The following is a 25,094-nucleotide window of genomic DNA, read 5'->3' as shown; positions in this document are numbered from 1 at the left end:
GATCAGGTCAGCCAGTGATAGAGGGCAAACAGCAGGGGGGCGACGGCGGCGGTCAGCACGCCGCACACCACCATGGCCAGCGACGAGAAGGCCCCCTGGGTGATCCCCTGCTCGGCGGAGGCGGCGGTGCCGATGGCGTGGGCACAGGCCCCCATGGCGAGTCCCTGGGCCTCGGGGTCGGTCACTCGCATCAGCCTGAGCAGGGGATAGCCTATCAGGGCCCCCAGTATCCCCACCACCACCACCACGGCGGCGGCGATGGCGGGAATGCCGCCGAGGGACTGGCTGACGCTCATGGCGAGCGGGGTGGTGATGGACTTGGTGGCGATGGAGGCGAGCAGCGCCGGATCCGCTCCCATCAGGTGGCCAACGCCCAGGGTGGTGCAGACCGAGATGAGCACCGAGGTGAGGGTGCAGATGACGATGGGCCTGAGCTTGTCCCGGATCTGGCGCGCCTGTTGGTAGAGGGGCAGTGCCAGCGCTACCACGGCGGGCTCCAGCAGGGCCGTGATGGGGACGGTGCCGCGCTGGTACTGATCCAGCGGCAGATCCAGCCAGAGCAGCAGACCTATGATGACGGCGGTGGGGATCAGCACTGGGTTGATGACGGGCCAGGGCAGGCGGCGGTAGAGGGCCCGGGTCATGAAATAGAGTGCCAGGGTCAGGGGCAGGGCCAACCAGAACATCATTGTCTGTTCATCCTCTGGTAGAGATGGCCGACGGCGCCCAGGATCAGCACTATGCCGAGCACGACGCAGAGCATGATGAGGCCAAACGACTGGCGCAGGGGCTCGAGCCAGGCCACGAGGCCGACGGCGACCGGCACGAACAGCACCCCCATGTGGCGTAGCAGCAGGCCGCCCCCCTGCTCGACCCAGGAGAAGCGGATGAGCTGCAGGGAGAGCAGCACGAACAGCAGCAGCATGCCGATGATGCTGCCGGGGAAGGTGAAGGGCAGCAGGGCAGCCAGGGCCTTGCCTGCCAGCAGGCAGGCGATGATGACCAGAAAATCACGAAGGTAGCGCAAGGCGCGTTGCAACAACACGGGGGCCTCATCTTGGCAACTGTGAGCGAGGTCGCAGTTTAACAGGCACGGGGGGGATGGAACAGGGTCAACTGACCCGCAGGGGATACAATGGCCCCTCGCGTTTTTCCCATCACACGCAGGAGATCCCATGTCTTCCCCCTCTTTTCTGGCCAGGTTGCGCCAGCTGCCCGCCGATCCCGCCCTGCCTCCCCAGCTGCTGCAAACCCGCCAGTGGGACGGCCCCCTGTGCCGGGTGAGACTGGACAACATTGGGTCCAGCCCCGAGGCCGTGCGTCACTGGCGGCTGTTTGAGGGGGATCTCGGTCTTGCTCCCGACGCGGCCATCTACGGAGAGGGGTTCCAGATGCTGGCCCAGACCATGGGCAGCTGGCAGGCCCCCGAGCCGGTGGGCCGCTGCCCCGACGCCAGCGTCTATCGCATCACAGCCGACGATGGCTATCACACCGTGCACAACCTGCTGCTGGTGGCCTGCGAGGGGGGCTGGCTGTTGCTGGCGTTCGCGAGCTGTCAGCGCTTTGGCGGGGAGTTTCGCCTCTATCCGGACGGGCGCCTGGAGATAGTGATGAACGCCGAAGGGCGCACCCTGGCACCCGGCCAGCACTGGCAGAGCGAGGCGCTGATCTGCCTGGAGGGGCCGGACAGGGAGGCCCTGCTGGGGTCACTGGCGGACTATATCGAGGCCGAACCCCCGTCGCTGGTGAACGAGGTGCCCGCACGCCCGAGTGGCTGGTGCTCCTGGTATCACTACTATGCGGATGTGAGCGCCGCCGACATTCGCGAGAACCTAGCGGTGCGGGCGATGCGTTTCCCGGCCCTGCGTTACGTGCAGATAGACGACGGCTATCAGGCGAAAATGGGGGACTGGCTCACCCCTTCACCCAAGTTCGAGCAGGGGGTGGCAGCCCTGGCAGGGGAGATCCGCGCCGCTGGCTGCGAGCCCGCGCTCTGGGTCGCCCCCTTTATCGCCGAGCCCGGCTCCCAGGTATTCCAGCAGCACCCGGACTGGTTCGTGAAGGGGGAGGATGGCCTGCCGCTGCCCTCGGAGCGGGTCACCTACGGCGGCTGGCGCTGCACCCCCTGGTATGTGCTGGACGGCACCCATCCCGAGGTGCAGGCCCACCTCGAGCAGGTGTTTCGCACCCTGCGCGAGCAGTGGGGCATCCACTACTTCAAGCTCGATGCGAACTTCTGGGGCGCCATCCACGGCGGCCGCTTCCACGACCCAGCCGCCACCCGGGTGGAGGCTTATCGGCGCGGCATGGCCGCCATCCTGCGCGGTGCCGGGGAGGGGGCCTTCCTGCTCGGCTGCAACGCCCCTATCTGGCCGAGCCTCGGCCTGGTGCACGGCATGCGGGTGAGCGATGACGTGGAGCGCCAGGGCCGGCGTTTTCGCCAGATAGCGCGGGAAGCCTTCAGTCGCGCCTGGCAAAACGACCGGCTCTGGGCGCTGGATCCCGACTGCGTCTGCCTGCGGGATATCCCGGGCCAGCACGCCAGCCGCGCCGAGTACGACTTCCACCTGGCCGCCCTGGTGGCGAGCGGTGGCATGGTGCTGGCGGGGGACAGGCTGCAGGATCTGGATGAGGTACAGGGGGCGTACCTTGGCAAGCTGCTGGCCCTGTGCGCCGCGCGCACCCCGGCGGCCCGGTTCGATGACATGGGGTTTGGCCGCGCTCGGGTGGCCCTGCCCGGGGGCGGCGAGCTGCTCTGCCTGTTCAACTGGGGCGAGCAAGCCACAGAGATGGCGCTGCCGGCGGGGGGGAGGGATTTCTGGAGTGAGGTTCCCCTGGGAGAGACGCTGCTGCTGGAGGGGGGCCAGGGGGCGGTGATCCGCTACTACTGAATGTTGCACTCAGCAAAAAGGCTCCCTCGGGAGCCTTTTTATCGGGTGGGGTTGACCCCTAGAAGTGCCACTCCATCCCGATGGCGTAGTTGGCGGAGCCATAACCCGGGATCTCGTTGCTGGAGGCGAGCGCCTTGAGGGTCAGGCGGGCGCTGAGGGGAATGCCGAGCCCCATGCCGATGGCGACCTCGTCGCTCTGATCCCCCATCATGTCGACCCGCAGGGTGCGATAGAGGGAGAGATCCTGGCTCATCTGGGCATAGATCTGGGACGATTTGTTGTAGAGCTGGCCGAAGATCTCCATCTGGAAGCCGTTCTGGGGCGTGATGGCGAGCGGGATGCCGGCGAAGCGGTAGAGATCCGAGTGGTTGAAATAGCTGTTGGTGATCTGGGGGGTGAAGTCGGTCTGCTGATAGAGGGTGCTGAAGTTGCGCTCGATGAGCTGATAGGTCTGCTCCGGCAGACGCAGCAGATAGTCCGGCACTTCAAAACGCACCCCGGCCAGGGTGGTCTGGGGCAGCAAGGCACAGGCGACAAGGGTGAGAGCAGACAGTGCTGAACGCATAAAACGAGAGATCCCCAACAGTCGAGGCGCGGCATCCATGCCGGCAGCGCATGTAATTATCAAACTATCAGGAGCTTGGCTCCCCTGCTCATTATGTCGCGGACGCGGGGAGCTTACCGGGTTTTAAGTGTGAAACGCCTCACATCTCATAGATCTTCCAGGTAGCGATAGAGACTCTTCAGGATCGCAAAGTTCCGTTCGTTACTCTGATTCTGCTCCGCCAGCGCCTCGAGACGGGGCACATAGTCCGGCAGACGGCGGCTGAAGTAGTCGCTGCAGTGCAGGCGCCAGCGCTTCTGCTCCGCTTCGCTCAAGGTGTGGGGCCAGTTGCGGGCGCGGTAGCGGAACAGCATTTCCGGCAGGCGCGGATCACTGAAGGCAAACTCCCGCTCCCCCAGCAGATCCGCCGGGGTGGCGCGCACCAGATCCATGGTGGACTTGTCGCCGTGACCGAAGAAACCGGCGTAGAGCTGGGTATCGGGATCGCTGTCATTGCTGCCGGCAAACTCCTGATTGAACACCTCCACCAGCTTTTCCCGCACCTCGGGATGGGCTCGCAGCAGATCCAGGCTCTTGCGACACTGCTCCCGGTCTATGCCAAGCTGGTCGGCCCGCTCCGGGGTCAGGGTGGCGGCCGGCGCCAGCACCGGGCACTTGTTGATGTGCACCAGTTTCACCGGAATGGCCGCGAGATCTCCCAGATCCTCTTTTTTGGTATAGAGGCGCTCGCGGATCTCCTCGCTCGTGAGCTCGATGAACGGGGTGGGGTCGCGGGTCAAGTCCACCATGATCACCGCATTCTGGTTGCTGGGGTGCCAGGCGAGTGGCGAGACCCAGCTTGCGCATCCCTGCCAGGGGGAGAACATGCCGGAGACGTGCACCAGGGGCTTCATGCTCACCACGTCGATCAGCGCCTTCACCTTGTTCTTGTTGCGCAGGGCAAACAGGTAGTCAAACAGCTTGGGCTGGGCTTTTTTCACCAGCTTGGCCATCTCTATGGTGGCCAAGACGTCCGAGAGCGCATCGTGGGCGTTGGCGTGGGCCACGCCGTTGGCCACCGTCAGCTTCTCAAGCCGGAAGCTCGGCTTGCCCTCGTCGTCCTGGGCCCACTCTATCCCCTCCGGACGCAGGGCATAGCAGGCCCGCAGCATGTCGAGGATGTCCCAGCGGGAGTTGCCGTTTTGCCAGCTGTAGGCATAAGGGTCATAGAAGTTGCGATAGAGGGTGTAGCGGGTCACCTCGTCATCGAAGCGGATGCTGTTGTAGCCCAGCACGCAGGTGTTCGGGGTGGCGAACTGCTCGTGGATCTGGCGAATGAAGTCCGCCTCGCACAGGCCGTCCTTCATCGCCTTCTGCGGCGTGATGCCGGTGATGAGGCAGGCTTCCGGCTCCGGCAGGTAATCCGCGGGCGGTTTGCAGTAAATCACCAGTGGCTCGCCGATGATGTTGAAGTCGGCGTCGGTGCGAATACCCGCAAACTGCGACGGCCTGTCCTTGGCGGGGCTGATGCCGAAGGTCTCGTAATCGTGGAAGTAGAATGTGGGCTGTGTTGTTTGGTTCTTGGGTGTGCTCATCTGTTCTTGTTTTATCGCCTAAGCTTCTGATTATATGGTTCTTAATGATGTGTTCAGCTTTGTCTGAGCACCCAATAAATTCTTTGCTGTTTGTGTCTGTCTGCCTATGTTCACCATCCAATTAGTACAACTCAAAGTACAAAACATGGTATTTTGTTAGTACAAAATTTTATTGGGTGAGCTATGGCAATTACAGACAGCTGGCTGCGAGGCGTCAATGGTAAACCATACTCCGGCCAGAGCGAAGTCACTGACGGTGATGGGCTTGGCATAAGGGTGTCACCTAAAGGTCTGATCACCTTCCAAGTGCGTCATATGCGTGATGGGAAACAAGTCAGAACCACGATTGGCCGTTACCCTACGGTGACTCTTCGGGATGCCAGGATCAAGGCCGCGGAAATCAAGGCAGGCCCTGAGCAAATTGTTAAAACCAGTGAAGAGCCTACACCTGCAGCTCTGTTTGAAGAGTGGTTCGAGAAGTATGTGATGCGGGAGTGTCGTGAAGGCACGCAGAAGAACTACCGCTACACCTTCTCTTCGGTTAAGAACCGGTTACCAGACAAGCCACTCAATCAGATTTCTATGGACATGTGGCTGAGCTATTTCGATGCCATAAGCGAAAGAGCACCTGGTGTTACCCGTTCGGTCATTACCGGGTTGAAAGCATGCTTCAACTGGCATATCCGCCGCGGCACGATCAACGTGCCCAACATGATGAGCTTACGGGCTCGGGATGTCGGGGCGCCTGCTAAGACCGGGCACCGGGTGTTGACGGTAGCCGAGGTTGCCAAGATCTGGCGAGCTATTGAGGCGAGCAGGGCAGGCACCGGTAACAAGGTGATCCATTTACTTTGTCTGGTCTATGGGTGCCGCCTGTCCGAGGCCAGAATGCTCAAGCGCCAAGACCTGGATTTCGAGTCTATGGTCTGGACGGTGCCGGCGGAGATCAGCAAGACCGGTAAGCCTATTCGCCGCCCCATCACATCAGTAGGTAAGCAACTGTTCGAACGGGCTGGGATGGCGTCGGTGGACTCTGTCTATCTGTTCCCTGGGCAAGGGGAGGGGAATAGTCCTCTGGAGATCCACTCGTGTAATCGGCTGGTGAGCCGCTTACGCAGCAACTTGGGGATCCCCCATTGGCGCATTCATGATGCAAGGCGCACCCTGTCGACCAGGTTGTCAGAGCTTGGCGTATCACCGCACGTTACTGAAACCATGCTGGGGCACGCATTGCTTGGGGTGATGTCTGTGTACAACAAACATGACTGGCTGGAGGACCAACGGGCTGCATATGAGCTTTGGTGGTCAGTCCTCCAGCGCGAGTTAGGAGTGGCTGTGAGTCCGGTTATGGCTATCAATCCACGCCATGACGTGTGACTTGATCCAGCGCAGCGGCTGGTGGTCGATTGGCTTGGGAAACGTGGCGTCTTTATTGCGCAGGTGATAAAGCGCGGTCCGTCCCTTGCCAAGCATCACCAGCAGTTCTTTCTGCTCAATTTTCTCGATTGGTTCAATCATAATGCCTCCATCGCTTGATAGCGTTGCTGGTACTCGGAGTTCACCTGCTTCCATTGCGGGTCATTAGCCATCTTGAGGCAATGAATACGGCGAGCCATGGCGAACCGGGCTTTGCCCAACATGCTGGCGCTTGCGGCGTGATGCTGGGCCTTCTTGTAGGAGAGGGCGGCATCGATGTAGCTAGCGCTCTGCTCCTGTTGGATGGCTTGCTTGAGGTCATCCCGGTAATTGCGTTGGTAGAGTCTGATATCCATCGTGTCCTCCCGGACAGTCGTTGTTACATCACAGCCAGAGTGGCCAGAAACAATGTGGTGCTAACCAAGATGGCCAGCAGCTCAATCAACTCCCCCTTCACGTTCCTGATATTCCAGTTCGTTGAAGTTGAGATATTGTGCTGGCGCTTGCTCTATGGCCGCCAACCTGATCTGTTGTGGGGTCATAGGGTGGTGTGCCTCGATGGTGCCGGTCAGGCGATCCGGCGCAGACCCCAGTTCGGTCGTGGCGCTCAGGATGTAGTTGTAGCGGTGCATTTGCCTGCTCCTTTGGTGGTGTCTATCTGCCAGCGGTACCCTCCATGTTTCTCCTGTTGGCCGGCAAGGCAGCGAGTGATGCCAACCCTAACAAAGCCGCCCTTGTTCTCGGCGTCGGTGACGCTATCGAACCGGACCACCTGATCCCCGCAAGTGCCAATGACTGGGGTCTTGCGCCACTGCGGCGGCTTCACTGCATCCACATAGAGGCGGCGGGTATGTCGGCCACGGCCGTTATCTCCAACTAGACAGAAGTGCTCAACCCGGGTTGTGAAGCGGGACTCTCTGTGGATCTGTCCCATCACAATACTGGCCTCGCTGACAGTAAGGGAGAACTCGATCGCCACTTCAGGGCTGATAGCGCCCCCAGATCTAGCATGTACCCATTCTGCAACCTGCTGGATTAAGCTCATGCGGCCTCCCCGTCGTTCAGTGCCAGCATGAGCTGTTCTTCATTCGGATTCAGTAGATGCTTTGCCATCCGTGTGGCGTGGCTGAGCGTGTGATCTTCATCGGAACCATCATCCAGTAGATCTCGAATGTATCCGGCGAGCAGTCGGGTGTGGGCTGGAGTGAGTAGCTCGGCCTCATCAATCTGATAGATGACTGCCTTGATTGCCGGGAATTGCTGCCAGTCCTGGAGTGGCTCAATACCTGTAATGAGTGTGGCGAGTTGCCCCGATGCTGTTGGTTCAGCAATGACTTTTGCTTCTGGCACTGGAATTACTGGGCTGGTGGACGCGATCGCCCGGCTTGCCTCTTCGTTGAGTGCTACTGCCTGTCGGTGGATCATGTCGAGGATGAGTTGACCGGTGGTAACCAGGTCGTCACGGCGCAGGCGGGCCTCTGGGCGGCGTTCCCCCTGCCAGCTGGTATCGAATATCACCACGGCGGAGGCGAAACCGCTGGAGCTTGGCTTATCTTTCTTCGGATCCCGCGGGACGTACCAGCTCGGCACCTCAAAGCCGATGCGACCGCTGATGAACTGGATAAAGTCGGCATCCTCCGGCCACCATGTTTCGCTGGTAGCGGCCTTGATAAGCAGCATGATCTTGGCACCAAGAGCCCGCTGCTCGCGGCAGTAGTTGAGGATGGACTCCATCCCAGTGATAGCATTGCCGTCGCTATCCACGCAGGGGCGCGAGTAGGGGGGGTTGGCGAAGGCAGCCCCCCCAAGGCGGCGCAGGTCTGCAGCTAAGTCCTGGATGAGTGCGTTGTCCTCGGCATCGTAGTAGTTAGGCAACAAGGAGTTGCAATCGTCGGCGAACATGTCGAGCACCACCGGTCCCAGAGTAGGGGCGAATTGGTGGAACAGGCCCCATGCCAGCGCCTTGGGGGTTTGCCACTGGTCACCAATCTGCTTGAGTTCGTGGTCTGGCTGGGCTTGCAAGAGAGCCAGAGCCTCGGCGTAATGATTCATGTGTACCTCATCAAACAGCTGTAATCCGTCCCCCGGATCATGGTTTGGTCTTCTTGGCCGATACCGCCTTCTTTGCAACCCTTGCGACTTCACGGGCTGCTTTGAGGCACTCATCAAATACCTTCCCCTTGGCAAAGCTGGGTGTCCGATCGAATTGGCGTTTTGCTTCAGTAACACCAAGCGAGATTGCATGGGGAGGGAATTGTTCTTTCTCCAGCGTTTCCTTGATGTGCTTGGCAATAAAGTCGTTTGGGTGCATTGATGCCTCCGCCATTTCTTAAATTGGTCTCATCACACAAGCGACAGGCAATGGGAGTCCGTGACCCTCTGATGGGCCGCTATCGCTTGTGGGATAAGGGCCCCGTTGCCGGGGCCAGGAGAGAGCTGTAACCACATGTATTGCACTTGTGGTGATGGCTGAGCACTTCACAGTGAGTCAGCCGTTCTGGTTATTGGCACGTCTATGCCCTCACGGGCAGATCTACCAGTCGAAAATGTCGCCTCTCGGCGAGGGCCTTGGTGACGATTCACTGCATGACCAAGGCATCCGCTTAACCCTGCGGTGGGGGATTGTGATGGCACTTCCCATCGGCTACTTGCTGCGGGTCACCACACCTCAGTTGGCCTTGGTCACCGGTTCACTCGCCAACCACGTTGTCCGCGGCCGTCCCCTGCAAAACCAACTGAACTGTGTCCTGGCCTTTTACATCGCCAGGGCGGATGGGTTTTCGTACCCCATGGGGCCTACCGCGGTCGGTTGCCTCACCGCTGCTACTGCCATGGCTGGGGAGCTTGCGTCGTAGTTACGCTCCCATTGACGGCCTGGTTATCCAGTTACGACGCCAAAGTCGATTTGCCCACATTCTGTATCATGCCAAAGATAATCACGCAGCGTGGTCATAGTGTCAACACGAAATGTGATTATTTTGGTTAAAATTAAACCCGCATAATACGGGTTTGTGTTTTTATGTTGAATGGAATGTTCGTTATTCTGGGGTATACGAACCAATGACGACACCAAACACTTTGACCGGCTGCATGTGGTCATTGATGGTATAGCGAGGGTTTAATGCCTTTAGATAAGTCTTACCAATTTCGTTCTCGGCTAGCTCCTTGAACGTACAACTCCCGTCCTCCAAGTAAGCTATGACTCTTAGGCCTGGCTTAGGCGCATGGTCTGGATCGACGAAGATGACAGTCCCTTCGGGGTAACTTCGTTGGCCATGAGGGTTTGTCATTGAGTCACCACGAACTTTCAATGCAAAGGTTCTTGGGCCAGCTTTGGGATTGGGGCAGGCATAATACTCAAGGTCTTCCGTAGGAAACTCAAAAGACTCTGAGAGGCAAAACTCTCCAGCCTGTACCCATGAAATCAAGGGCACCATTTTGATCTCGCTACTTGAGAGGGGGGCGAGCTCAATCAGTTGTTTTGAATGGAGTGATGGAGAACCAAACAAAATGACATCAGGACCAACGCCTAACGCTTGGCCGAGAATGATTGCATCATCGGCACTGATTTTGCGAGTTCCCACCTCATAGTTCCCAATACGTGATTGCGACGCCCAGCCGCATTTCTCGGCAAGAGCCGCTTGGCTAAGTCCCTGCTTTTCACGAAGAGCTTTAAGACGCTCTCCACGGATTAAGTGTTCATTTGTCATATTCATCATTTTTATCACGTATTGTGATAACCATCACTCACGTTTCGTGTTTACTATAAATCACAAAACGTGTTTAATGAGTTCATGGACGGGAGGGGACTAGTGAACCGAATAGCTGAAATCAGGAAAACTTTGGGTAAAACCCAAGCCGAGCTGGCTAAGGCTGCGGGTTGGCGAGTGTCAAGGATCGGCAACTATGAGCTTGGGTTAAGAACCCCTGGGCTTCTTGAGAGCCGTTGCATTGTCGATGCACTCAATGCCATTGGAGCCAAGTGCTCACTCGAAGAAGTTTTCCCCCCGGTAACTAACGAAATCCTGAGGTCATGATGACAAGCATCACAGATAAAACCACGTTAAACCCCGGTTCTGTTTTGCGTACCGATGTACTGGCTGCTGCCTATCTGTTGGGACAAGCCTCGAACATCAGTGATCTTGCTCGCAAGTTAGGTAAAAGCCCGGTGGTGTTGGCGAACAAGATGAATCCGGATTGCGACAGTCACCACCTCAACTTGGGGGAAGCGGTAGCCGTCACCGAGTTGGCTGATGACAACCGCATCTTAGAGGCATGGGCCGCGGGTCGTGGACTGATGCTTGTCGCGAGGCCTAATGGCGCTGTCAGTGATGATGAACTGGTGGAGCAGGTGCTGTTGGCTCAGTCGGTGTTCGGCAAGCTGATGCAGGCCATTCACGATGCCCGGGTTGACGGAGTTATCGATTGGATGGAGCAGGGCCAGATTGAACGGGTAGGAACTCTGGTTGCCGAGCAAGTAATGGGCCTGATTAGCAGCACCGGCGCTAATGTGCGCCCGCTGCCGACAATCGCCAGTAAGTAGACAAAAGGCGGCCCCGCGCTGCGTCAACAGCCGGGGCCATGGTTCAAACATCGAAAGGGATGTGAACATGAAAGATCTTATCCAACCGAGCTCAGTCAGGCAAGTAATGCCGCAACTGCAGTTTGTTAACGGGTACCGGCTGGTGGTGATGGGACTGTCGTTACCCATCAGTGTTGAACAGGCCAGGATGGTGTTTGCCCAGTTGCAGCACATGGGAGGTCGTCATGGGTGAAGTGGTCAGACTGGCGACCTCATCGGAACCAGCACCAGTTCAACGAGGTTGTAACGTGACGGACAATCGCCGTAGCGGGTTCGTGTTGCTGTACAAGAGCATCAAGGATACGCCGTTCTATCGTGATCCATCGCGCAAGGCGCTGTGGTTGCACCTGTTGATTGAGGCTGCCCATGAGCGCACCGAGGCAGCCTTTAATGGTAACCGGTTGGTGCTGAGTCGAGGACAGGTGGTGGGTTCTGCCCGTTCATTGGGTGAAGCGTGCGGTGTCTCAGAAGATAGTGCTCGCCGCTCGCTGGATGTATTCGAACAGGAGGGGATGATCACTCGCACCAGTAAACAGGGTACTCGCGGCTACACCCTCATAACTGTCCTCAATTATGACCCGTACCAGCGCGGAGTTTCAGAACACATTAGCGCGGAGTTAGGCGCGGAGTTTGAACCCGCATCGGATAAGGGGTTAGAGGGGGATCGCTTACTCCGCGGCGCGGAGTTAGCCGCGGAGTTTCACGCCGAAGATCTAAACAATATAAACAAGAAAACAAACCAAGATCTTAATGATCTTTCGTCGCAACTCGCTATCGCGACTTTCGACCAGAAGGGGGAACAGCTTCCCATCGTGGACGCTGTATCTGCCGAGCCCAAGGCTCGGGTCATACCAGGTGCCGCCATTCAAACCCCTAATGGCAAGTCATGGGGAACAGCTGAAGACCTGAAGACCGCGCAGTGGATGTTCAAGCGGGTGCAGGTTATTGCCCCCACGGCTTTGGAGCCGAATTGGACGCAGTGGGCCAACGTGATCCGGCTGATGCGCGAGCTTGACCAGCGTAGCCACCGGGATATCTGCGAGCTGTATGACTGGGTGAGCCGAGATGCCTTTTGGTGTACCAACGTGCTCTCACCGCAGAAACTGCGTCAACAGTGGACCCAGTTGACAGTGAGGCGCAATGCTCCTGCTCATCGGCCCACTGGTGGCCAGCATACCGACCTGACCAAGTCCATGACTGCCGGTGAGCTGAACCGCTTGATGCAGGAGGGGTTCTGATGAGCATGAAACCATTGATCGCCGTTCTAAATGCGATGACTGTTGGCGACTCTGTTAACCCGATTACGGCCCCCCCGCAGCGTGCTTTGACTGACCACGACTCGCAGATGGTATCGCTGCTGTTCGAGCAGTTGAAAATCGTGTTCCCTGCCTGGAGGCATGCTTTCCCGAGCGATGACTCCCAGCGGAGAGCTTTGGCTGAGTGGACGCGTGCGTTGGTTGATGCTGACTGCACCAGTCGTGAGCAACTGCAGCTTGGCATGCGGATCGCTCGTGAACAGGAGATCCCGTTCTTCCCCAGCACGGGCATGTTTGTCAAGTGGTGCCAAATCACACCCGAGGCCCTTGGTTTGCCGACGCTTGATCAGGCATTGGCCGATGTTGCTCGTCATCGTAAGAGTCATCCTGCCGTGGTGATCGCTGCCCGAGCGACCCGTTTCGAGCGCCAGACCCTGACTGCAGATGAATACCGGAAGGTGTTCGCTCAAGCCTATGACCAGGTCGTGCGGCGGGTGATGGCTGGTGAAGATATCGAGGCCGAGGTACTTAAGGGGCTACCAACCCGTGAGCAGATCCGGCACAACCCTGAGTTCTACCAGCAGGCAGGGCTGCGAGGTGTTGCGAGTCTGAAGGCACTGTTCAAGCGTGGGGGAGGTGTGTGATGGCCAGCCAATTCAACGCAAATGCCGAGCGTGATGTGCGTGAGGCGAAGTTCTGTCGGGTGGCCATCTATCCGCCGGTGCGTGGCTGGGTGGGGGAGCAGGTTCATCTGGAGGTGTCGAACTCGCAGGAAACGCTTGGCAAGACTGATGCGGCGACCGGTGCCGGGTATTACCTGGTGATAGATGGGGCTGAGGAAGCGCGGGAGGAAGCTGCGCGGATCCGGGGCAAGGCGGTAGAGCTGGTGAGGGTAGGGTCATGATGCACTACTACGCCCAGCATACAGCGACCAGAAACTGGTTTGCGCCGGTCTTGACTATCGATGAGGTGGAGAAGGCGAGAGAGGCGGGGATCCCGATGTTTATCGCGCTCTACCTGATCGGTGAATCTGGCTTTGGTTCGGTCGCTGAGCATGCGGCTCAAATCGTAGGGGATGCGCTTGAACGCGCCGCCCATCGCACCACCACCGGGAGGGGGAGGATCTGATGAGTATTGGATGGATGTTTCTGGGGTTGGCATTGGCCTGGTTGGCGTTTCTGGTGATGTTGGTGATCACATTGCTCCAGTGGTTGGCAGAGGATGTGGGGCCGGAGCTGGATTGGGACGAGTTCGAGGATGAGCCGCGCCTGGTGTCTACCTGCCGTGAGCTCAGCGAGCTGGCAGCAAAGACCAAGGAGGCCAGTCATGGTTAAGGCCTTCTTCCTGTTGATGTATGTGTTTGTGGCGCTGTTTGTTCTGGCCCATCTGCCCTATGAGGGCGGTCTGGGTTGGCAGATGCTGCAAGCGCCGGTGGTATGGGTGATCTCGGCTGGTTGGGTGCTGGTGATGTTCCCCCGTCAGATCGTCCGTCTGCTGCTGGCGCCACTGCGGACCGTTCTGCTGGTGTTGGTGTAGTGCGGCACCCTGTTCTTGGCGTTGACCAAGGCAGTCTTGGTGATGCTTAACCGTATGAATCGCGATCTGGCCGGGGAGGCCCATCATGACCGTTAAATCGAAAGAGCTGACTGAGCAGGGCCTGATCGACCTGGCTGGAGTGAAGGTGTATATCGCTGGGCCGATGAGCGGTTTGGCCATGCTAAACCGGCCAGCGTTTTTTGCTGCTGAAACCTATTTGCAGGGGCAGGGGGCGCGGGTGATGAACCCCGCTGTGTTGCCGGATGGCTGGGATCATGATGCCTATATGCGGATCACCACACCGATGATGATGGAGTGCGATGCAGTTGCCTTCTTACCCGGCTGGCAGCAGAGCAAGGGATCGCGGCAAGCTTTCACCCGGGCACATGCCTTCGGGCTGGATCTGCTGCACCTTGATATGGAGGTTGTGGCTGACGAGCAATGGGTGAGGCGGCATCTGCCCTTGGTTGTGTAGGTAATCTGCCATCTTGTTTCCATCACGTAGGGTGATTGTTGACTGTATAAATAAACAGTATTATTTGGTAGCTAAACCTTACCCATGACAATCGGGAGAGTGACATGCAGGTGTTGAGTTTTGACAGTGAGGAGTTTGGCAAGGTACGGCTGATCCAGGAGAACGGTCGAGTGCTGTTCTGCGCGGTGGATGTGTGCAAGGCCCTGGGCTACAGCAATGCGCGGGATGCGGTGCGTCGCCATGTGGATGAGGGGGATGTCGTGAAACGCGACACCCCTACAACCAGCGGTGTTCAGGAGGTTTCTTTCCTCGATGAGGGCGGCGTGTATGCCTTGATCTTCGGCAGCAAGTTACCTGCCGCTCGGGCATTCAAGCAATGGGTAACCGGCGAGGTGCTGCCTTCCCTGCGAAAGAGCGGTCAATACCAGATGGCGATCCATCCGCCAGTCAATGTGGACGCAGTGCAGGTTGAGCTGCTATTTGCCGAGACGGCGGCCCGCATGCTGAATGTCAGCAACGCCGGCAAGCTGGGGATGTTGCAGAATATCCAGCGCCAACATGGGCTGCTGAACCTGCTACCCAGCTATGCCATCGACGCACCAAGCGATGCCACGGACGGCAGTTCACGGCCGACTTTCTCTGCCACCGAAGGGCTGAGACTGCACCGGGTTGCGATGGGAGTGCGCTGCTTTAATACCTTGCTCGAATCTAATGGCCTGCTTGCCAAGATGAGCCGGCCATCCAGCAAGGCCCCGGACAAGCAGAAAGAGTTCTGGGCGATCACGCCGAAGGGACTGCTGTTTGGCAAGAACATTGTGGATCCGCGCTGTCAGCGTGAGACCCAGCCGCACTGGTTCCAGAGCCGCTTTGCCGATCTGTTGGCCAAGGTTGGGCTGGGACAAGTGGCGGCCTGAAACTGACCATTTAATTGAGGTTCTGGACGTATGAGTAATCCAAGTTTGGTCGCAGTGGTGGATATCGAGACCCTCGCACAGGGTCATGATGCGGTGATCGGCACCATCGGGGTGGTGATTGTGGATGTGGTGCAGCTGCGTGCCGTGGATGAGTTCTACTGCCGGGTGGATCTGGCGCAGGGGCGCCAGCGTGATGATGACACCATGGCATTTTGGGAGCGGCAGAAGATAGAGAGTCCGGTGGCATGGGAGGAGATGTTCGGCAATGCTGGTCGGCTGTTCCTAGTGGATGCGCTCAAGGCACTCTCTAACTTCTTGGGCCGCCATTTTGACAAGGTGGCCGCGGTGGAGCTGATGGGCAATGGCAGCGAATTCGACAACGTGCTGCTGGCTGATGCCTACCAGCAGTGGGGTGTTGACCAACCTTGGTGGTTTCGTGGCAACCAGAGCCTGCGCACCGTGGTGTGGATGGGGCGGCAATTACTGGGCATCGATCCCAAGTATCAATTGCCCTTCGAGGGAAGTCGCCACCACGCCCTGCACGATGCCCGCCATGAGGCGGCATACCTGATCCACATTCTGGCCGGCTTCAAGCAGGGGCTGGCCGGGGGCGAATTAGCAGACTATGGCATTGAATCTGGCGCGACTTCCTGAGCAGGAACGCCAGAAAGTAGAATTGGATAAGCAGGCGGCTTGGCTGGTTTGGCAGTGCCGCCGACATTTGGCAACCCGAGATGATGTTGCCAAGGCCATCACCCGTCAGCCAGAGGAATACCGGACGTATTTCCTCGAACGGCTGAACTATTACCGTGAGGTAAAGGGGTCACATGAGCAAGTTTACTAGCCGCAGTGCGGCCAGAGCACACCATTTACAGCAGCAAGCCAGCAACCCGGCTGGTGCAGCACTTAACGAGAGTGCTGCGCTGTTCCGTTCCATTGACACGTCTTGTCCGGGCCTGACTGCAGCAGAAGCGGCCCGCCGGGTCATTGCCTCTGAATCACTCGCCGTACGCCGTAGCGCAAGTTACCAGTTGCTGGCTCGCCTGGGCCCGCTGCTCGATAAGCTGGTGGTAGTGGAGAAGCTGGGATGATGCCAACCCATCCGGTGTTTGTGCCAGCCATGGGGCTGGTGCTGCTGGAGGTGGGAGAGGGGCTGGTTGCGTTGCGCTCCTCTCTTGGTAATCGTCCGGCGGTGTTGGTCCCTGCCTGCGAAAAGGGCGATCTGCTGGTGCAGTTTCCTGAGCTGGCCGGCGCTCTGCTGGATCCTTCCATCGTTAATGCTGCCGGTGGCGAACTGGCCTTGCGTGGTGTGGGTCAGTGCTTGATCGGCGAGTGCTGCATTGGTGAGTCGGTCACCGCCCAGATAGGTGGCCTGCCACTGCCCCTGTGCTGGCACCACGATAACGAGTTCCGTGACGGCCAGCTGCCGATTCACCTTGCCGAGCACACCACCACTATTGCGTGTGCGGTGTTAACCCGGGTAGCGGGCTGGTGCGGGGTGTCGCTCCCCCAGTTGCAGGCGCGGGATCTCTGTTGGTGGGCCAGCGTGTTCAAGGTGCAAGGGTTACTGCCGACCGAGGTGGTTCGCCATGCCTGTCGCTTGTCACCACGGGAGCCAGAGCGGGTGCTGCGCCCCGGGCGTGGCTATCGAGAGACCGATGCTCGCTATCGGGTGAGCCGACCCGAGCTGATGGAGCAAGACCCGCTCGCCGAGCTGCGCAGCCGGATCCGCGTCAAGCCAGCAGTGAAGGCCATCGACCCAGAGCCGCCGATGTTGCATATCCCCAGACCGAAGATGAAGCGCTGGGAGTCTGCTGCCTATCTGGCGTTCGTGCGTCAGCTGCCATGTGTGGTGACCGGTCAGACCGAGGGCATTGAGGCGCACCACATAGTGGGTCACGGGCTGAGCGTGATGGGGAGCAAGGCCCATGATCACCTGACCTTTCCACTCTGCCATGACGCACACATGGAATTGCACAACAAGGGTTGGCAGCAGTGGGAACAAGCCCATGGCAGTCAGTTGGTTCACGTCGTGATGACGTTAAACAAGGCCGCCGGCCTGGGAGTGTTTGGATGACGCCATACAGTGGAAAGCGTGATGCGGGGCGACGGGTGAAGGCGCGAGCTCGCCCACAGCCGATACCGGGCACTATGAACAAGACTGAGCAGGCCTATGCCGATCACCTTCGGCTGCTGATGCTTGCGGGTGAGGTGATCTCCTATGAGTTCGAGCCGCTCAAACTACGGCTGGCGGACAAAACCTTCTACACCCCTGACTTTATGGTGGTGCGCAAGGACGGTTTGATCGAACTGCACGAGGTGAAGGGGTTCTGGGAGGATGATGCCCGGGTCAAGATCAAGGTGGCGGCCAAGCAGCACTGGATGTTCACCTTCGTCGGTGTGATGCGCCAAGGCGCCAACTGGTCACAGGAGGCATTCTGATGCGGCTTGAATATGCACTTTCAATTGGGGAACCCCGTTCGGTGATGCTGCAGGCCATTCAGTCTCGCTCTACCGGTCCTTCCCATCTCACCCAGGCTGATGTGCTCGGGGCGCTTGGGCTGGTGCAGAAATACGAGGGCGTGGGGCTGGCGCTGATGATGACCCGCTACACAAAAGATAAGGCCTGCTATCGAAAGGCTGTGCTCGGGGTGATGGCACACTGCAGCAAGCTGGCTCCCAAGTATGTGGGCGCCATCAAGTCTCGAGGTCATGCCATGGCCCTGAAAACCATTGCGGCTCTGGCAGTGCAGCACTACTGCCGCACCGCAGACACCCCGGATGCGGCTTGTCAGTGCAGGGGGAGGGGGAATGTGCGTGATATGGATGCATCGCGGTTACACGGCAAGCCCGTCGACAAGATCTGCGCGCGCTGTGGTGGCACAGGCTTGCGCCCTATTCCAGGTACGCAGATCCGGCGAGTTATCGAGCCAAGACTGGGTACTCTGAGCCGTGGTGAGTGGGAGCGGCAGTGGTATCCGCTCTATCAAGCGGTGCTGGCCTGGTGCCATACGCAGGAAAGCGAGGTAGTGGCGCTCTATAAGCGAGTTACGGCGGCGTGATATCTTCCGTTGGCCTCATTCCATCGTCGACTATTTTAATTGTTGCACAGTGGTAATGTCCGAGCAAAAGAGGGGGGCTAAGTGAATACGTCTAGGGAGGGTGCGAATAAGCACCCTCCACAACGAAACTGAAAAATTTAGTTTATTAAATTCAAATGCTTACAAGGGCGCATTTTTATGTTTGGTGACTTATTCGCACCTTCCCTAGAGCGAATGCAAGCCGGGACTTTTGACCCTGTAGCCGATGATCTGCTATTCAAACAGTCATGGAAGATGGATGACGTAGCCAGACAGCTTGGACTGTCTCTGGGGCAGCTCCGGCAGTGGATGCTGACAGGCATAGTAAACGGAAAGGAAATCCGGCCACCCAAGCGGGACGTTAGAGGTGTAGACCGGATAACCGGTTATGAACTGATGATGGCACAAGAGCGCTTGCTACTTGAATAAAAGGAATGGTCATGGCTGAACGTATTGGATACGCAGTTTATAGCGAGATAGAAGGTGGCTATCTGTCCACCGCATCCCCAAGCAATTACCTCTGGGATCCTTCTGCAGCAATCATGTATGAGACTGCGGCTAAGGCGTGGGCGTCAGCGAACCGCCGCGGTTCCAAGTATGCGGTCGCAGTTGCCATCGTGCGTGATGAAAGCGGAAAGTTGCAACATGAAGAATTGCCTTTTCCAATGAAGGCAGCTCCTGGTAGTTGGATCGTGCGCATCGAGGATACCGGATTACCAATGGGTCCCCTCTATGTCACAAGCCTGAGTCGAGATGGAAAAACTCGTGCTTCCACAGAAATTCGTGATGCTAGAGGCTTTAGCCATGAGCAAGCTCTTGAGTTAGCAACCCAACTCCAAAGTAAGCCGAATCGCACCGCCAAAGTTGAGCAAGTATTGGCTTAAGGGGGAGTGTTGGCCCATTGCCGATTGTATCGACTATCTTGATTCTCATATGAGCCAAGTAGGTGAGGTCGCATGGATAGCAAATGGAAATGGCCGGCGTTGAAGGTCGCAAGGTGGGCTTTCAAGCATGGTGAGTTCTTTGACCTTTACGATGTGTCATATCTGCTTGGGATACCGGTCAGCGATGCGGGTAAAGTGGTGCTCTATCTGAGGTCATTGCGCTGTGTGGAAAAACTGGCTGAGACTCGGCGTTGTAAGCCGGAACCTGGGCGAATGGCTCGTCGCCGGGTCTTTATCAAGGTTCTGGCCATTTATCCGGAGCCAGTAAAAACAGAGGCTCTGGTGCAGGATGAAAGTGGTATTACTCAATACCAAGCATGATCAATGCCTATGTGCAGATGGCGGGTATTTCTGTGATGCTGGTGGCATAGCGAGGGATGAACTTATCCTTCTTCATCATCTATTCACTGACATCACCCTCTTGATCCAGTAGACCTTCCCCAGTCTTCCCTGATTGATTTTGTCGATCATCAGCATCAGTGCCTCGCTGCTCCCGATTAAGTATTACGACTAATATGGACCTGAAATTTGTCATTTCGATTGTCTATCTGTCTCGTGCATACACCTGCTTTGCTGTTTGTTGCAGCGGATGTGTAGAGGCTGCCTGTCCTTTTGCACCACTATGGTGTATGGTGGTGCAAAATGATTAACTGAGTAAGCAGCTATGCCAAGCACCGCCACAGCCCACGACGACAAGTCCGCACACCGCCTTTCCGTCAGCCTCTCGGCGGAGCAGCACCGCGAGCTTTCTGAAATCGCCCGAAAGAATAGGGTATCCGTGGCATGGGTTGTCCGTGAAGCGATTGACCGTCTCCTCAAGGAAAACATGCCACTGCTTCACATGGGGAAAGAATGACCACCGTACGCACCACCAAATCCAGTGTTCCTAAGCCCAAAGGGGCCGCAGCAACTGCCCCGCGTGGGCGTTTTGCTGATCTCGACGATGACAAGCTTCGGGGCGGTTACTACACGTCTCAGAAGGTCGCCGAGTGGCTTTGCGGATGGGCCATCCAATCCGCTGACGATACAGTGCTTGAACCGAGTTGTGGTGATGGTTCATTTCTTGCGGCTGCAGCTCGTAGGCTCCTAACCCTTGGCGCGGAGCCTGCACAGATTGCACATAATCTGACTGGTATCGAAATCGTTGCTGCAGAGGCTCACGCGGCGACAGAACGTCTTCGTCTTGACCTTGGGCAGTCAGCTGAGGACATCGTTTGCAATTCTGATTTTTTTGGCTGGTGGCAAGACTCTGAGCAGCCCTCTTTCGATGTCATTGTGGGTAACCCACCTTTTATTCGATACCAATCATTCCCTGAGCCACACCGTACACGAGCAATGACTATCATGGGCGATCAGGGATTAAAACCAAATCGTCTAACCAACATCTGGGTTCCATTTGTGGTCGCAGCGACGGCGAGCCTTAAGCCTGGTGGTCGCTTGGCTCTCGTTCTTCCTGCCGAAATACTGCAGGTCACCTATGCTGCACAGTTACGGTCTTATTTGACCGATCATTTCGAGCGTATCGATGTGATCGCTTGTAATGAGCTCTTCTTCGATAATGCCGAACAGGAAGTTGTGCTGCTGTTAGCTGATGGAGCTATAGTTTCTGCTTCGGAAGATAATACTTGCAGAGTTGCGCTAACCGCTGCTGACAAGGTGGTTGATATTACTGATATCAAACCCGCGTTGCTGCTTGCCCGTGCAGAACCTAAGACAATTCGCCATGATAGTGAAAAGTGGCTCAAGTACTTTTTAGATAATCGGCAAATTTCGTTTATGCGTGCGTTACGTGATGCCGAAATTACTACATCAATGTCGAAACATGCGAGCATTGATGTAGGAGTCGTAACGGGAAAAAATGAGTTCTTTGTGGTCTCTACAGAGCAAGTCGAAGCTTTTGGTCTACAAGGTTATACAACGCCACTAGTCTCACGTTCCGTGCAACTCAAAGGAAGCAGGTTCAGTCATGACGACTGGAGTACTCTTGCCGCAGGTAATGATCGTGTGCATTTGCTCAACATTAGCGAGGAACAAGCCCGTATGTTGAGTGAACCGCTGCGTCGATATATTGAAGATGGGGAGCAGAAGGAGTTTCACAAGGGATATAAATGTTCGATCAGGGAACCGTGGTATAAAGTGCCCTCAGTATGGATTCCTGATGGATTCTCTTTCCGTCAGATTTATGATTTTCCACGAATGGTGCTTAATGAATCAGGTGCTACGTCAACGGATACTATTCACCGAATGCGTAGTCATGGGGCTGATCCCGAGCGTATCATTGCCAATACTTATACTTGGCTCACAGCGGCTTCAGCTGAGATTGAGGGAAGAAGCTACGGCGGCGGAGTACTAGAGCTTGAGCCAACGGAAGCAGAGAAGCTTCTGATGCCCGTTCAACTTAATGGGGCGATACCCCTTAAGGAGATCGATAAATTAGTCCGCCTCGGTCGTTTAGATACTGTACTTGAGGAAAATGCCAGAATTATTCTGCGTGAGCATATGGGGCTTACCTCTGACGAATGTGAACTTCTGAAAAGTATTTGGATCAAAATGCGAGACCGTCGTAATTCTCGACGTCGTGGTGCACGGAAACATACTTCATGAATGGTGTAGTCCCCAGAGACATTGCCCTAGCTAGGGTTGTAGAGCTTGTCCAGAGATTTCGGCGTAATGAAGCTGATTATTTACGGGCAGCTTATAATGAAACCCAAGCTCGAACAGACTTCATTACGCCATTGCTGGTCGCATTTGGTTGGGATGTACACAATACTTCAGGTCAACCGCTTGGTCTAAGGGAAGTTATTGAAGAGGCAACTGTTGAGGTTGGAGAGGAACGGCTTTCCAAGAGGCCGGATTACGAGTTGCGTCTTGCTCGTCAGCGTAAGCTATTTATCGAGGCTAAGAAGCCGAGTGTGCATATTGAGCGCAATCGGGATGCAGCGTTCCAAGCTCGGCGTTACGGATTTTCTGCAAGCCTTCCTATCGCCATTCTGACCAATTTTCATCAGCTGGCTGTCTATGATTGCCACACGTCTCCAAACCAGACGGATGAAGCACATGTTGCGCGCATCCTTCTTGTCGGATACGAAGATTTTGAAGCGCGTTTCGATGAGCTATGGCCACTTCTGTCGCGCGAAGCTGTCTATTCTGGTCACTTTGATCAGCGTTTTGCTGTGGATGTTACCCGTCATGGCGCCGAGCAGTTTGACGACTATTTCCTCCGACAGGTGCGATCGTGGCGGTCGCGGCTTGCTAGGGATATTTATCAACAAGTGCCGGGTCTTTCTCCTGTTGAACTGACCTATGCGGTGCAGCTATTCCTGTCACGAATTGTGTTCCTACGTATCTGCGAAGATCGCGATATCGAACGATATGAGACATTGCGTGGCTTGACAGTCGGTAATAGTTTCGAAGCCTTTATGGTTGAGCTGCGGCGTGCCGATGCCTTCTACGATTCCGGATTATTCAGGCTGTTGGATGACGCGCGACTTGGTATTCGTATCAGTGATGATGTGCTAAGTGGCATTATCAATGAACTGTACTATCCGCAGAGTCCGTATACTTTCGCAGTTGTGGAAACCGAAGTTCTAGGGGAAATCTACGAACAGTTTCTGGGTGAGATCATCACGATAGATGAACATGGAAACGTCGAGATCGTTAGTAAACCCGAAGTTCGGCATAGTGGTGGTGTCGTGCCGACGCCTCGCTACATTGTTGATGCAATCGTTCAGCGTACGCTTGGACCTAAGCTGGTGGGGAATTCTCCAGCCGACCTTGCGTTGTTCACGGTTGCCGATATTTGTTGTGGATCGGGTATTTTCCTCCTGTCTGTTTTCGAGTTCTTAACTGACTACTACCTGTCTTGGTACCAGGCTAACAATCGTGAAGATCATATTGGCCGAACGATCTATGAGGCTGGGGCAGGGTTGTGGCGTCTGACTTTTGAAGAAAAGCGACGCATACTGCTGACGCATGTTCGCGGTGTCGATATTGATGCAAACGCGGTTGAAGTTGCACGGTTCAGTCTTCTATTGAAGTTGATCGAAGATGAGAGCGAAGTAGGCCTACGTGAGTATGTGGAACGGACGGGAAATCCTGCGCTGCCTGATCTGAGTGGATCCCTTAGGGCGGGCAATAGCCTTGTGAGTCAGGCGGAGTGGATCGCAGCGCTAAGAACCTTACCTGCACGGATTCTGGAGCAGATTAATCCGTTCTCTTGGGCTGACGAGTTTCCGGCGGAGCATGCGCGCGGTGGTTTCGACGTGATTGTTGGAAATCCCCCTTATATTCGCATTCAGCATATGCAGATGTACTCTCCCGAGGAAGTGGCTTTCTATAAATCGGCAAGATCTCCGTATACGACAGCGCGACAGGACAATTTCGACAAATATGCGCTCTTTATCGAACGTTCACTGTCGTTGGTACAGGATAACGGTCGTTTGGGATTCATCGTTCCGCATAAGTTTATGACTATCCAAGCGGGTAGAACTGTCCGTCAGCTGGTGACGGTGGGCCAACCTCTCGAAGAAGTCGTACACTTTGGGGTGCAGCAAGTCTTTGGTCGTATGGCTACCAACTACACTTGTTTGCTTATCCTTGACCGACAGGGTAGCCCTGAAGTGACTGTGGAACGGGTCGATGCCTTGGATTCGTGGAGGTATGGCACACCAGGTCCTAGAAGGATAATGCCGGCGGCCGAGCTAACCGATGAACCGTGGCTTTTTGCGGATGCCGAAACGCGAGCACTGTTTGACCGTGTCCGCGCAGCCTGTGGTCGAGAGCTGGGTAACGCTGCGGAGATTTTCGTCGGTGTCCAGACAAGCGCCGATGATGTCTACATCTTCCAGGCTGTAAATGAGACTCCGCAGACGGTGACACTACGTTGGGACGACCGTGACTGGCCGATCGAACGCGGTGTTCTGCGCCCTTGCCTACACGATGTAAAGTTGCATCCATACTGGCGTGTGGAAGCTAACCGTTGGATGATATTTCCCTATGATATTATCGCCAATGGTGCGCGCACAAGGGCACAGCTGATTCAGCCTGCTGAGATGGAACAACGTTTTCCTCTTTGTCTAGCCTACCTGAGGGCGCGTCAAGTTACTCTGCAACAACGTAGTATTACCGGAGGCACAAATGGTACGCGTCAGTTCTATCAGTTTGGCCGTTCACAAAGTCTGACCAAATTCGACAGTCCTAAAATCATCCTGCCGATCCTTTCGCGCGAGGCCCGCTACGCCTATGACGACTCCAATATCATGATGACAGGGGGAGGAAATGGCCCCTATTACCTGATAAGACCGTGCGATAACGTGCCAGAAACGAATTTCTTCCTGCTGGCCGTCCTGCATCACCCTTTGAGTGAAGCGATTGTAAGGACGCATACCAGTGTGTTCCGAGGTGGATATTACTCTCATGGCAAACAGTTTATTGAGCATTTGCCAATTCCGTCCGCCACACCGGCAGAGCGGGCCGATATTGAAGAGCTCGTTGAGCAGTTGATTGCAGCAAATGACGCGGTACAAGCTGCTCGGGTGCCACATCTCCAGGATTTGCATGAACGCAATGCGACAGTGCTACGTGACCAGGTGGAAGAGCTCGTGAGCCGGTTGTTTGGGCTTTCGGCGATGGATATGGCGTTGGTTAGAGCTGTTTCGATGCCGTCATGAGCATGAATCAGAAAAGGAGGGAGAGTAGAAAATATCAAATCTAGATGATGGCAGAGTACTTCCATATACCAGCAAATAAGTGGAACTACGAAATCATAAGGGATTAACGCTATTGATATCGACCTGCAATTTTTGATAACGTAGAACTCAATGATAGAGGACTGCACCCTAACGGGTTCAGTCCTTTTTTCA

General features: G+C 56.3%; 35 protein-coding genes. 24 read left to right on the top strand and 11 right to left on the bottom strand.

The annotated features are described in order from the left end of the window. Window positions 1–2 precede the first annotated feature (2 nt). A complete protein-coding gene (locus tag PG898_RS06075; RefSeq protein ID WP_005332953.1) occupies window positions 3–689 on the bottom strand; it encodes an LrgB family protein in 687 nt (228 codons plus the stop codon). Beyond that, complete coding sequence (locus PG898_RS06070) at window positions 686–1,045, bottom strand: CidA/LrgA family protein (RefSeq protein ID WP_218408717.1); 360 nt, start codon at window positions 1,043–1,045, stop codon at window positions 686–688. The genes PG898_RS06075 and PG898_RS06070 overlap by 4 nt, the downstream gene beginning before the upstream one ends. Window positions 1,046–1,175: 130 nt before the next feature. On the opposite strand from PG898_RS06070, the gene PG898_RS06065 reads away from it, so the two are divergent. Further along, window positions 1,176–2,891, top strand: coding sequence for a glycoside hydrolase family 36 protein (locus PG898_RS06065; RefSeq protein ID WP_270823981.1), 1,716 nt, complete (start codon window positions 1,176–1,178; stop codon window positions 2,889–2,891). Between the two features lie 58 nt (window positions 2,892–2,949). On the opposite strand, the gene PG898_RS06060 is transcribed toward PG898_RS06065, so the two are convergent. Next, complete coding sequence (locus PG898_RS06060) at window positions 2,950–3,456, bottom strand: hypothetical protein (RefSeq protein ID WP_041205536.1); 507 nt, start codon at window positions 3,454–3,456, stop codon at window positions 2,950–2,952. Between the two features lie 146 nt (window positions 3,457–3,602). After that, on the bottom strand, window positions 3,603–5,030 hold the full coding sequence (gene sbcB / locus PG898_RS06055) for an exodeoxyribonuclease I (protein WP_270823982.1): 1,428 nt from the start codon (window positions 5,028–5,030) through the stop codon (window positions 3,603–3,605). 183 nt (window positions 5,031–5,213) lie between these two features. On the opposite strand from sbcB, the gene PG898_RS06050 reads away from it, so the two are divergent. Further along, window positions 5,214–6,407 (top strand): tyrosine-type recombinase/integrase, encoded by a 1,194-nt coding sequence (locus PG898_RS06050; protein ID WP_139462677.1) that lies wholly within the window; start codon window positions 5,214–5,216, stop codon window positions 6,405–6,407. On the opposite strand, the gene PG898_RS06045 is transcribed toward PG898_RS06050, so the two are convergent. The 7 genes from PG898_RS06045 to PG898_RS06015 all read right to left on the bottom strand — a co-directional run bounded on the left by PG898_RS06045 (window position 6,354) and on the right by PG898_RS06015 (window position 10,156). Next, window positions 6,354–6,548, bottom strand: coding sequence for a helix-turn-helix transcriptional regulator (locus PG898_RS06045; protein WP_139462675.1), 195 nt, complete (start codon window positions 6,546–6,548; stop codon window positions 6,354–6,356). The genes PG898_RS06050 and PG898_RS06045 overlap by 54 nt on opposite strands. Next, complete coding sequence (locus PG898_RS06040; protein ID WP_139462673.1) at window positions 6,545–6,802, bottom strand: hypothetical protein; 258 nt, start codon at window positions 6,800–6,802, stop codon at window positions 6,545–6,547. Before PG898_RS06040 ends, PG898_RS06045 begins: the two co-directional genes overlap by 4 nt. Window positions 6,803–6,883: 81 nt before the next feature. After that, window positions 6,884–7,078 carry a hypothetical protein gene (locus PG898_RS06035; protein ID WP_075114497.1) on the bottom strand — a complete coding sequence of 65 codons (195 nt, stop codon included), beginning with the start codon at window positions 7,076–7,078 and terminating at the stop codon, window positions 6,884–6,886. After that, on the bottom strand, window positions 7,054–7,491 hold the full coding sequence (locus PG898_RS06030; protein WP_042080782.1) for a hypothetical protein: 438 nt from the start codon (window positions 7,489–7,491) through the stop codon (window positions 7,054–7,056). The genes PG898_RS06035 and PG898_RS06030 overlap by 25 nt, the downstream gene beginning before the upstream one ends. Further along, window positions 7,488–8,498: a phage N-6-adenine-methyltransferase gene (locus PG898_RS06025; protein ID WP_270823983.1), complete on the bottom strand. Its 1,011-nt coding sequence runs from the start codon at window positions 8,496–8,498 to the stop codon at window positions 7,488–7,490. Before PG898_RS06025 ends, PG898_RS06030 begins: the two co-directional genes overlap by 4 nt. A 37-nt stretch (window positions 8,499–8,535) precedes the next feature. After that, entirely contained in the window at window positions 8,536–8,757 is a 222-nt protein-coding gene (locus PG898_RS06020) for a hypothetical protein (protein WP_270823984.1), read from the bottom strand. 727 nt (window positions 8,758–9,484) lie between these two features. Next, the gene (locus tag PG898_RS06015) at window positions 9,485–10,156 is read right to left on the bottom strand and encodes a LexA family protein (RefSeq protein ID WP_270823985.1); all 672 of its coding nucleotides are present in this window, start codon (window positions 10,154–10,156) and stop codon (window positions 9,485–9,487) included. 84 nt (window positions 10,157–10,240) lie between these two features. On the opposite strand from PG898_RS06015, the gene PG898_RS06010 reads away from it, so the two are divergent. From PG898_RS06010 to PG898_RS05915, 22 genes are all read left to right on the top strand, one after another. Beyond that, window positions 10,241–10,483: a helix-turn-helix transcriptional regulator gene (locus tag PG898_RS06010; RefSeq protein ID WP_219925449.1), complete on the top strand. Its 243-nt coding sequence runs from the start codon at window positions 10,241–10,243 to the stop codon at window positions 10,481–10,483. Continuing rightward, entirely contained in the window at window positions 10,480–10,989 is a 510-nt protein-coding gene (locus tag PG898_RS06005) for a phage regulatory CII family protein (protein ID WP_270823986.1), read from the top strand. Before PG898_RS06010 ends, PG898_RS06005 begins: the two co-directional genes overlap by 4 nt. A gap of 67 nt (window positions 10,990–11,056) precedes the next feature. Next, window positions 11,057–11,221 carry a hypothetical protein gene (locus PG898_RS06000; RefSeq protein ID WP_242764452.1) on the top strand — a complete coding sequence of 55 codons (165 nt, stop codon included), beginning with the start codon at window positions 11,057–11,059 and terminating at the stop codon, window positions 11,219–11,221. Beyond that, window positions 11,214–12,266: a hypothetical protein gene (locus PG898_RS05995; RefSeq protein WP_270823987.1), complete on the top strand. Its 1,053-nt coding sequence runs from the start codon at window positions 11,214–11,216 to the stop codon at window positions 12,264–12,266. The genes PG898_RS06000 and PG898_RS05995 overlap by 8 nt, the downstream gene beginning before the upstream one ends. Next, complete coding sequence (locus tag PG898_RS05990) at window positions 12,266–12,928, top strand: replication protein P (protein WP_270823988.1); 663 nt, start codon at window positions 12,266–12,268, stop codon at window positions 12,926–12,928. Before PG898_RS05995 ends, PG898_RS05990 begins: the two co-directional genes overlap by 1 nt. After that, window positions 12,928–13,188: a hypothetical protein gene (locus PG898_RS05985; protein ID WP_270824014.1), complete on the top strand. Its 261-nt coding sequence runs from the start codon at window positions 12,928–12,930 to the stop codon at window positions 13,186–13,188. The genes PG898_RS05990 and PG898_RS05985 overlap by 1 nt, the downstream gene beginning before the upstream one ends. Next, window positions 13,185–13,412 carry a hypothetical protein gene (locus PG898_RS05980; RefSeq protein ID WP_270823989.1) on the top strand — a complete coding sequence of 76 codons (228 nt, stop codon included), beginning with the start codon at window positions 13,185–13,187 and terminating at the stop codon, window positions 13,410–13,412. The genes PG898_RS05985 and PG898_RS05980 overlap by 4 nt, the downstream gene beginning before the upstream one ends. After that, entirely contained in the window at window positions 13,412–13,618 is a 207-nt protein-coding gene (locus PG898_RS05975; protein WP_139462661.1) for a hypothetical protein, read from the top strand. Before PG898_RS05980 ends, PG898_RS05975 begins: the two co-directional genes overlap by 1 nt. Then, the gene (locus PG898_RS05970) at window positions 13,611–13,820 is read left to right on the top strand and encodes a hypothetical protein (RefSeq protein ID WP_270823990.1); all 210 of its coding nucleotides are present in this window, start codon (window positions 13,611–13,613) and stop codon (window positions 13,818–13,820) included. Before PG898_RS05975 ends, PG898_RS05970 begins: the two co-directional genes overlap by 8 nt. 85 nt (window positions 13,821–13,905) lie before the next feature. Then, window positions 13,906–14,295, top strand: a complete 390-nt coding sequence (locus PG898_RS05965) for a DUF4406 domain-containing protein (RefSeq protein ID WP_270823991.1) — start codon at window positions 13,906–13,908, stop codon at window positions 14,293–14,295. 104 nt (window positions 14,296–14,399) lie between these two features. Beyond that, window positions 14,400–15,209, top strand: coding sequence for a BRO-N domain-containing protein (locus PG898_RS05960; RefSeq protein WP_270823992.1), 810 nt, complete (start codon window positions 14,400–14,402; stop codon window positions 15,207–15,209). 30 nt (window positions 15,210–15,239) lie between these two features. Then, on the top strand, window positions 15,240–15,863 hold the full coding sequence (locus PG898_RS05955) for a 3'-5' exonuclease (RefSeq protein WP_270823993.1): 624 nt from the start codon (window positions 15,240–15,242) through the stop codon (window positions 15,861–15,863). Beyond that, window positions 15,835–16,053, top strand: a complete 219-nt coding sequence (locus PG898_RS21325) for a DUF3283 family protein (RefSeq protein ID WP_420885088.1) — start codon at window positions 15,835–15,837, stop codon at window positions 16,051–16,053. The genes PG898_RS05955 and PG898_RS21325 overlap by 29 nt, the downstream gene beginning before the upstream one ends. After that, the gene (locus PG898_RS05950) at window positions 16,037–16,300 is read left to right on the top strand and encodes a hypothetical protein (RefSeq protein WP_270823994.1); all 264 of its coding nucleotides are present in this window, start codon (window positions 16,037–16,039) and stop codon (window positions 16,298–16,300) included. Before PG898_RS21325 ends, PG898_RS05950 begins: the two co-directional genes overlap by 17 nt. Next, the gene (locus PG898_RS05945) at window positions 16,297–17,286 is read left to right on the top strand and encodes a DUF968 domain-containing protein (protein ID WP_270823995.1); all 990 of its coding nucleotides are present in this window, start codon (window positions 16,297–16,299) and stop codon (window positions 17,284–17,286) included. Before PG898_RS05950 ends, PG898_RS05945 begins: the two co-directional genes overlap by 4 nt. Window positions 17,287–17,360: 74 nt before the next feature. Beyond that, window positions 17,361–17,651 carry a DUF1064 domain-containing protein gene (locus PG898_RS05940; RefSeq protein ID WP_270823996.1) on the top strand — a complete coding sequence of 97 codons (291 nt, stop codon included), beginning with the start codon at window positions 17,361–17,363 and terminating at the stop codon, window positions 17,649–17,651. Continuing rightward, on the top strand, window positions 17,651–18,271 hold the full coding sequence (locus PG898_RS05935; RefSeq protein ID WP_270823997.1) for an antitermination protein Q: 621 nt from the start codon (window positions 17,651–17,653) through the stop codon (window positions 18,269–18,271). The genes PG898_RS05940 and PG898_RS05935 overlap by 1 nt, the downstream gene beginning before the upstream one ends. A gap of 458 nt (window positions 18,272–18,729) precedes the next feature. Beyond that, window positions 18,730–19,173 carry a hypothetical protein gene (locus tag PG898_RS05930; protein ID WP_270823998.1) on the top strand — a complete coding sequence of 148 codons (444 nt, stop codon included), beginning with the start codon at window positions 18,730–18,732 and terminating at the stop codon, window positions 19,171–19,173. A 72-nt stretch (window positions 19,174–19,245) separates the two neighbouring features. Then, complete coding sequence (locus tag PG898_RS05925; protein ID WP_270823999.1) at window positions 19,246–19,554, top strand: hypothetical protein; 309 nt, start codon at window positions 19,246–19,248, stop codon at window positions 19,552–19,554. Between the two features lie 343 nt (window positions 19,555–19,897). Continuing rightward, the gene (locus tag PG898_RS21320) at window positions 19,898–20,089 is read left to right on the top strand and encodes a ribbon-helix-helix domain-containing protein (RefSeq protein WP_152108844.1); all 192 of its coding nucleotides are present in this window, start codon (window positions 19,898–19,900) and stop codon (window positions 20,087–20,089) included. After that, window positions 20,086–21,837: a class I SAM-dependent methyltransferase gene (locus PG898_RS05920; RefSeq protein ID WP_270824000.1), complete on the top strand. Its 1,752-nt coding sequence runs from the start codon at window positions 20,086–20,088 to the stop codon at window positions 21,835–21,837. The genes PG898_RS21320 and PG898_RS05920 overlap by 4 nt, the downstream gene beginning before the upstream one ends. Further along, window positions 21,834–24,902, top strand: a complete 3,069-nt coding sequence (locus PG898_RS05915) for an Eco57I restriction-modification methylase domain-containing protein (RefSeq protein WP_270824001.1) — start codon at window positions 21,834–21,836, stop codon at window positions 24,900–24,902. The genes PG898_RS05920 and PG898_RS05915 overlap by 4 nt, the downstream gene beginning before the upstream one ends. Window positions 24,903–25,094 lie beyond the last annotated feature (192 nt).

The sequence above is a fragment of the Aeromonas sp. QDB31 genome (genome assembly GCF_027707605.1).
In the GTDB taxonomy this organism is placed as follows: Bacteria; Pseudomonadota; Gammaproteobacteria; order Enterobacterales; family Aeromonadaceae; genus Aeromonas; species Aeromonas media.
This window is presented reverse-complemented; position numbering and strand designations above follow the sequence as displayed.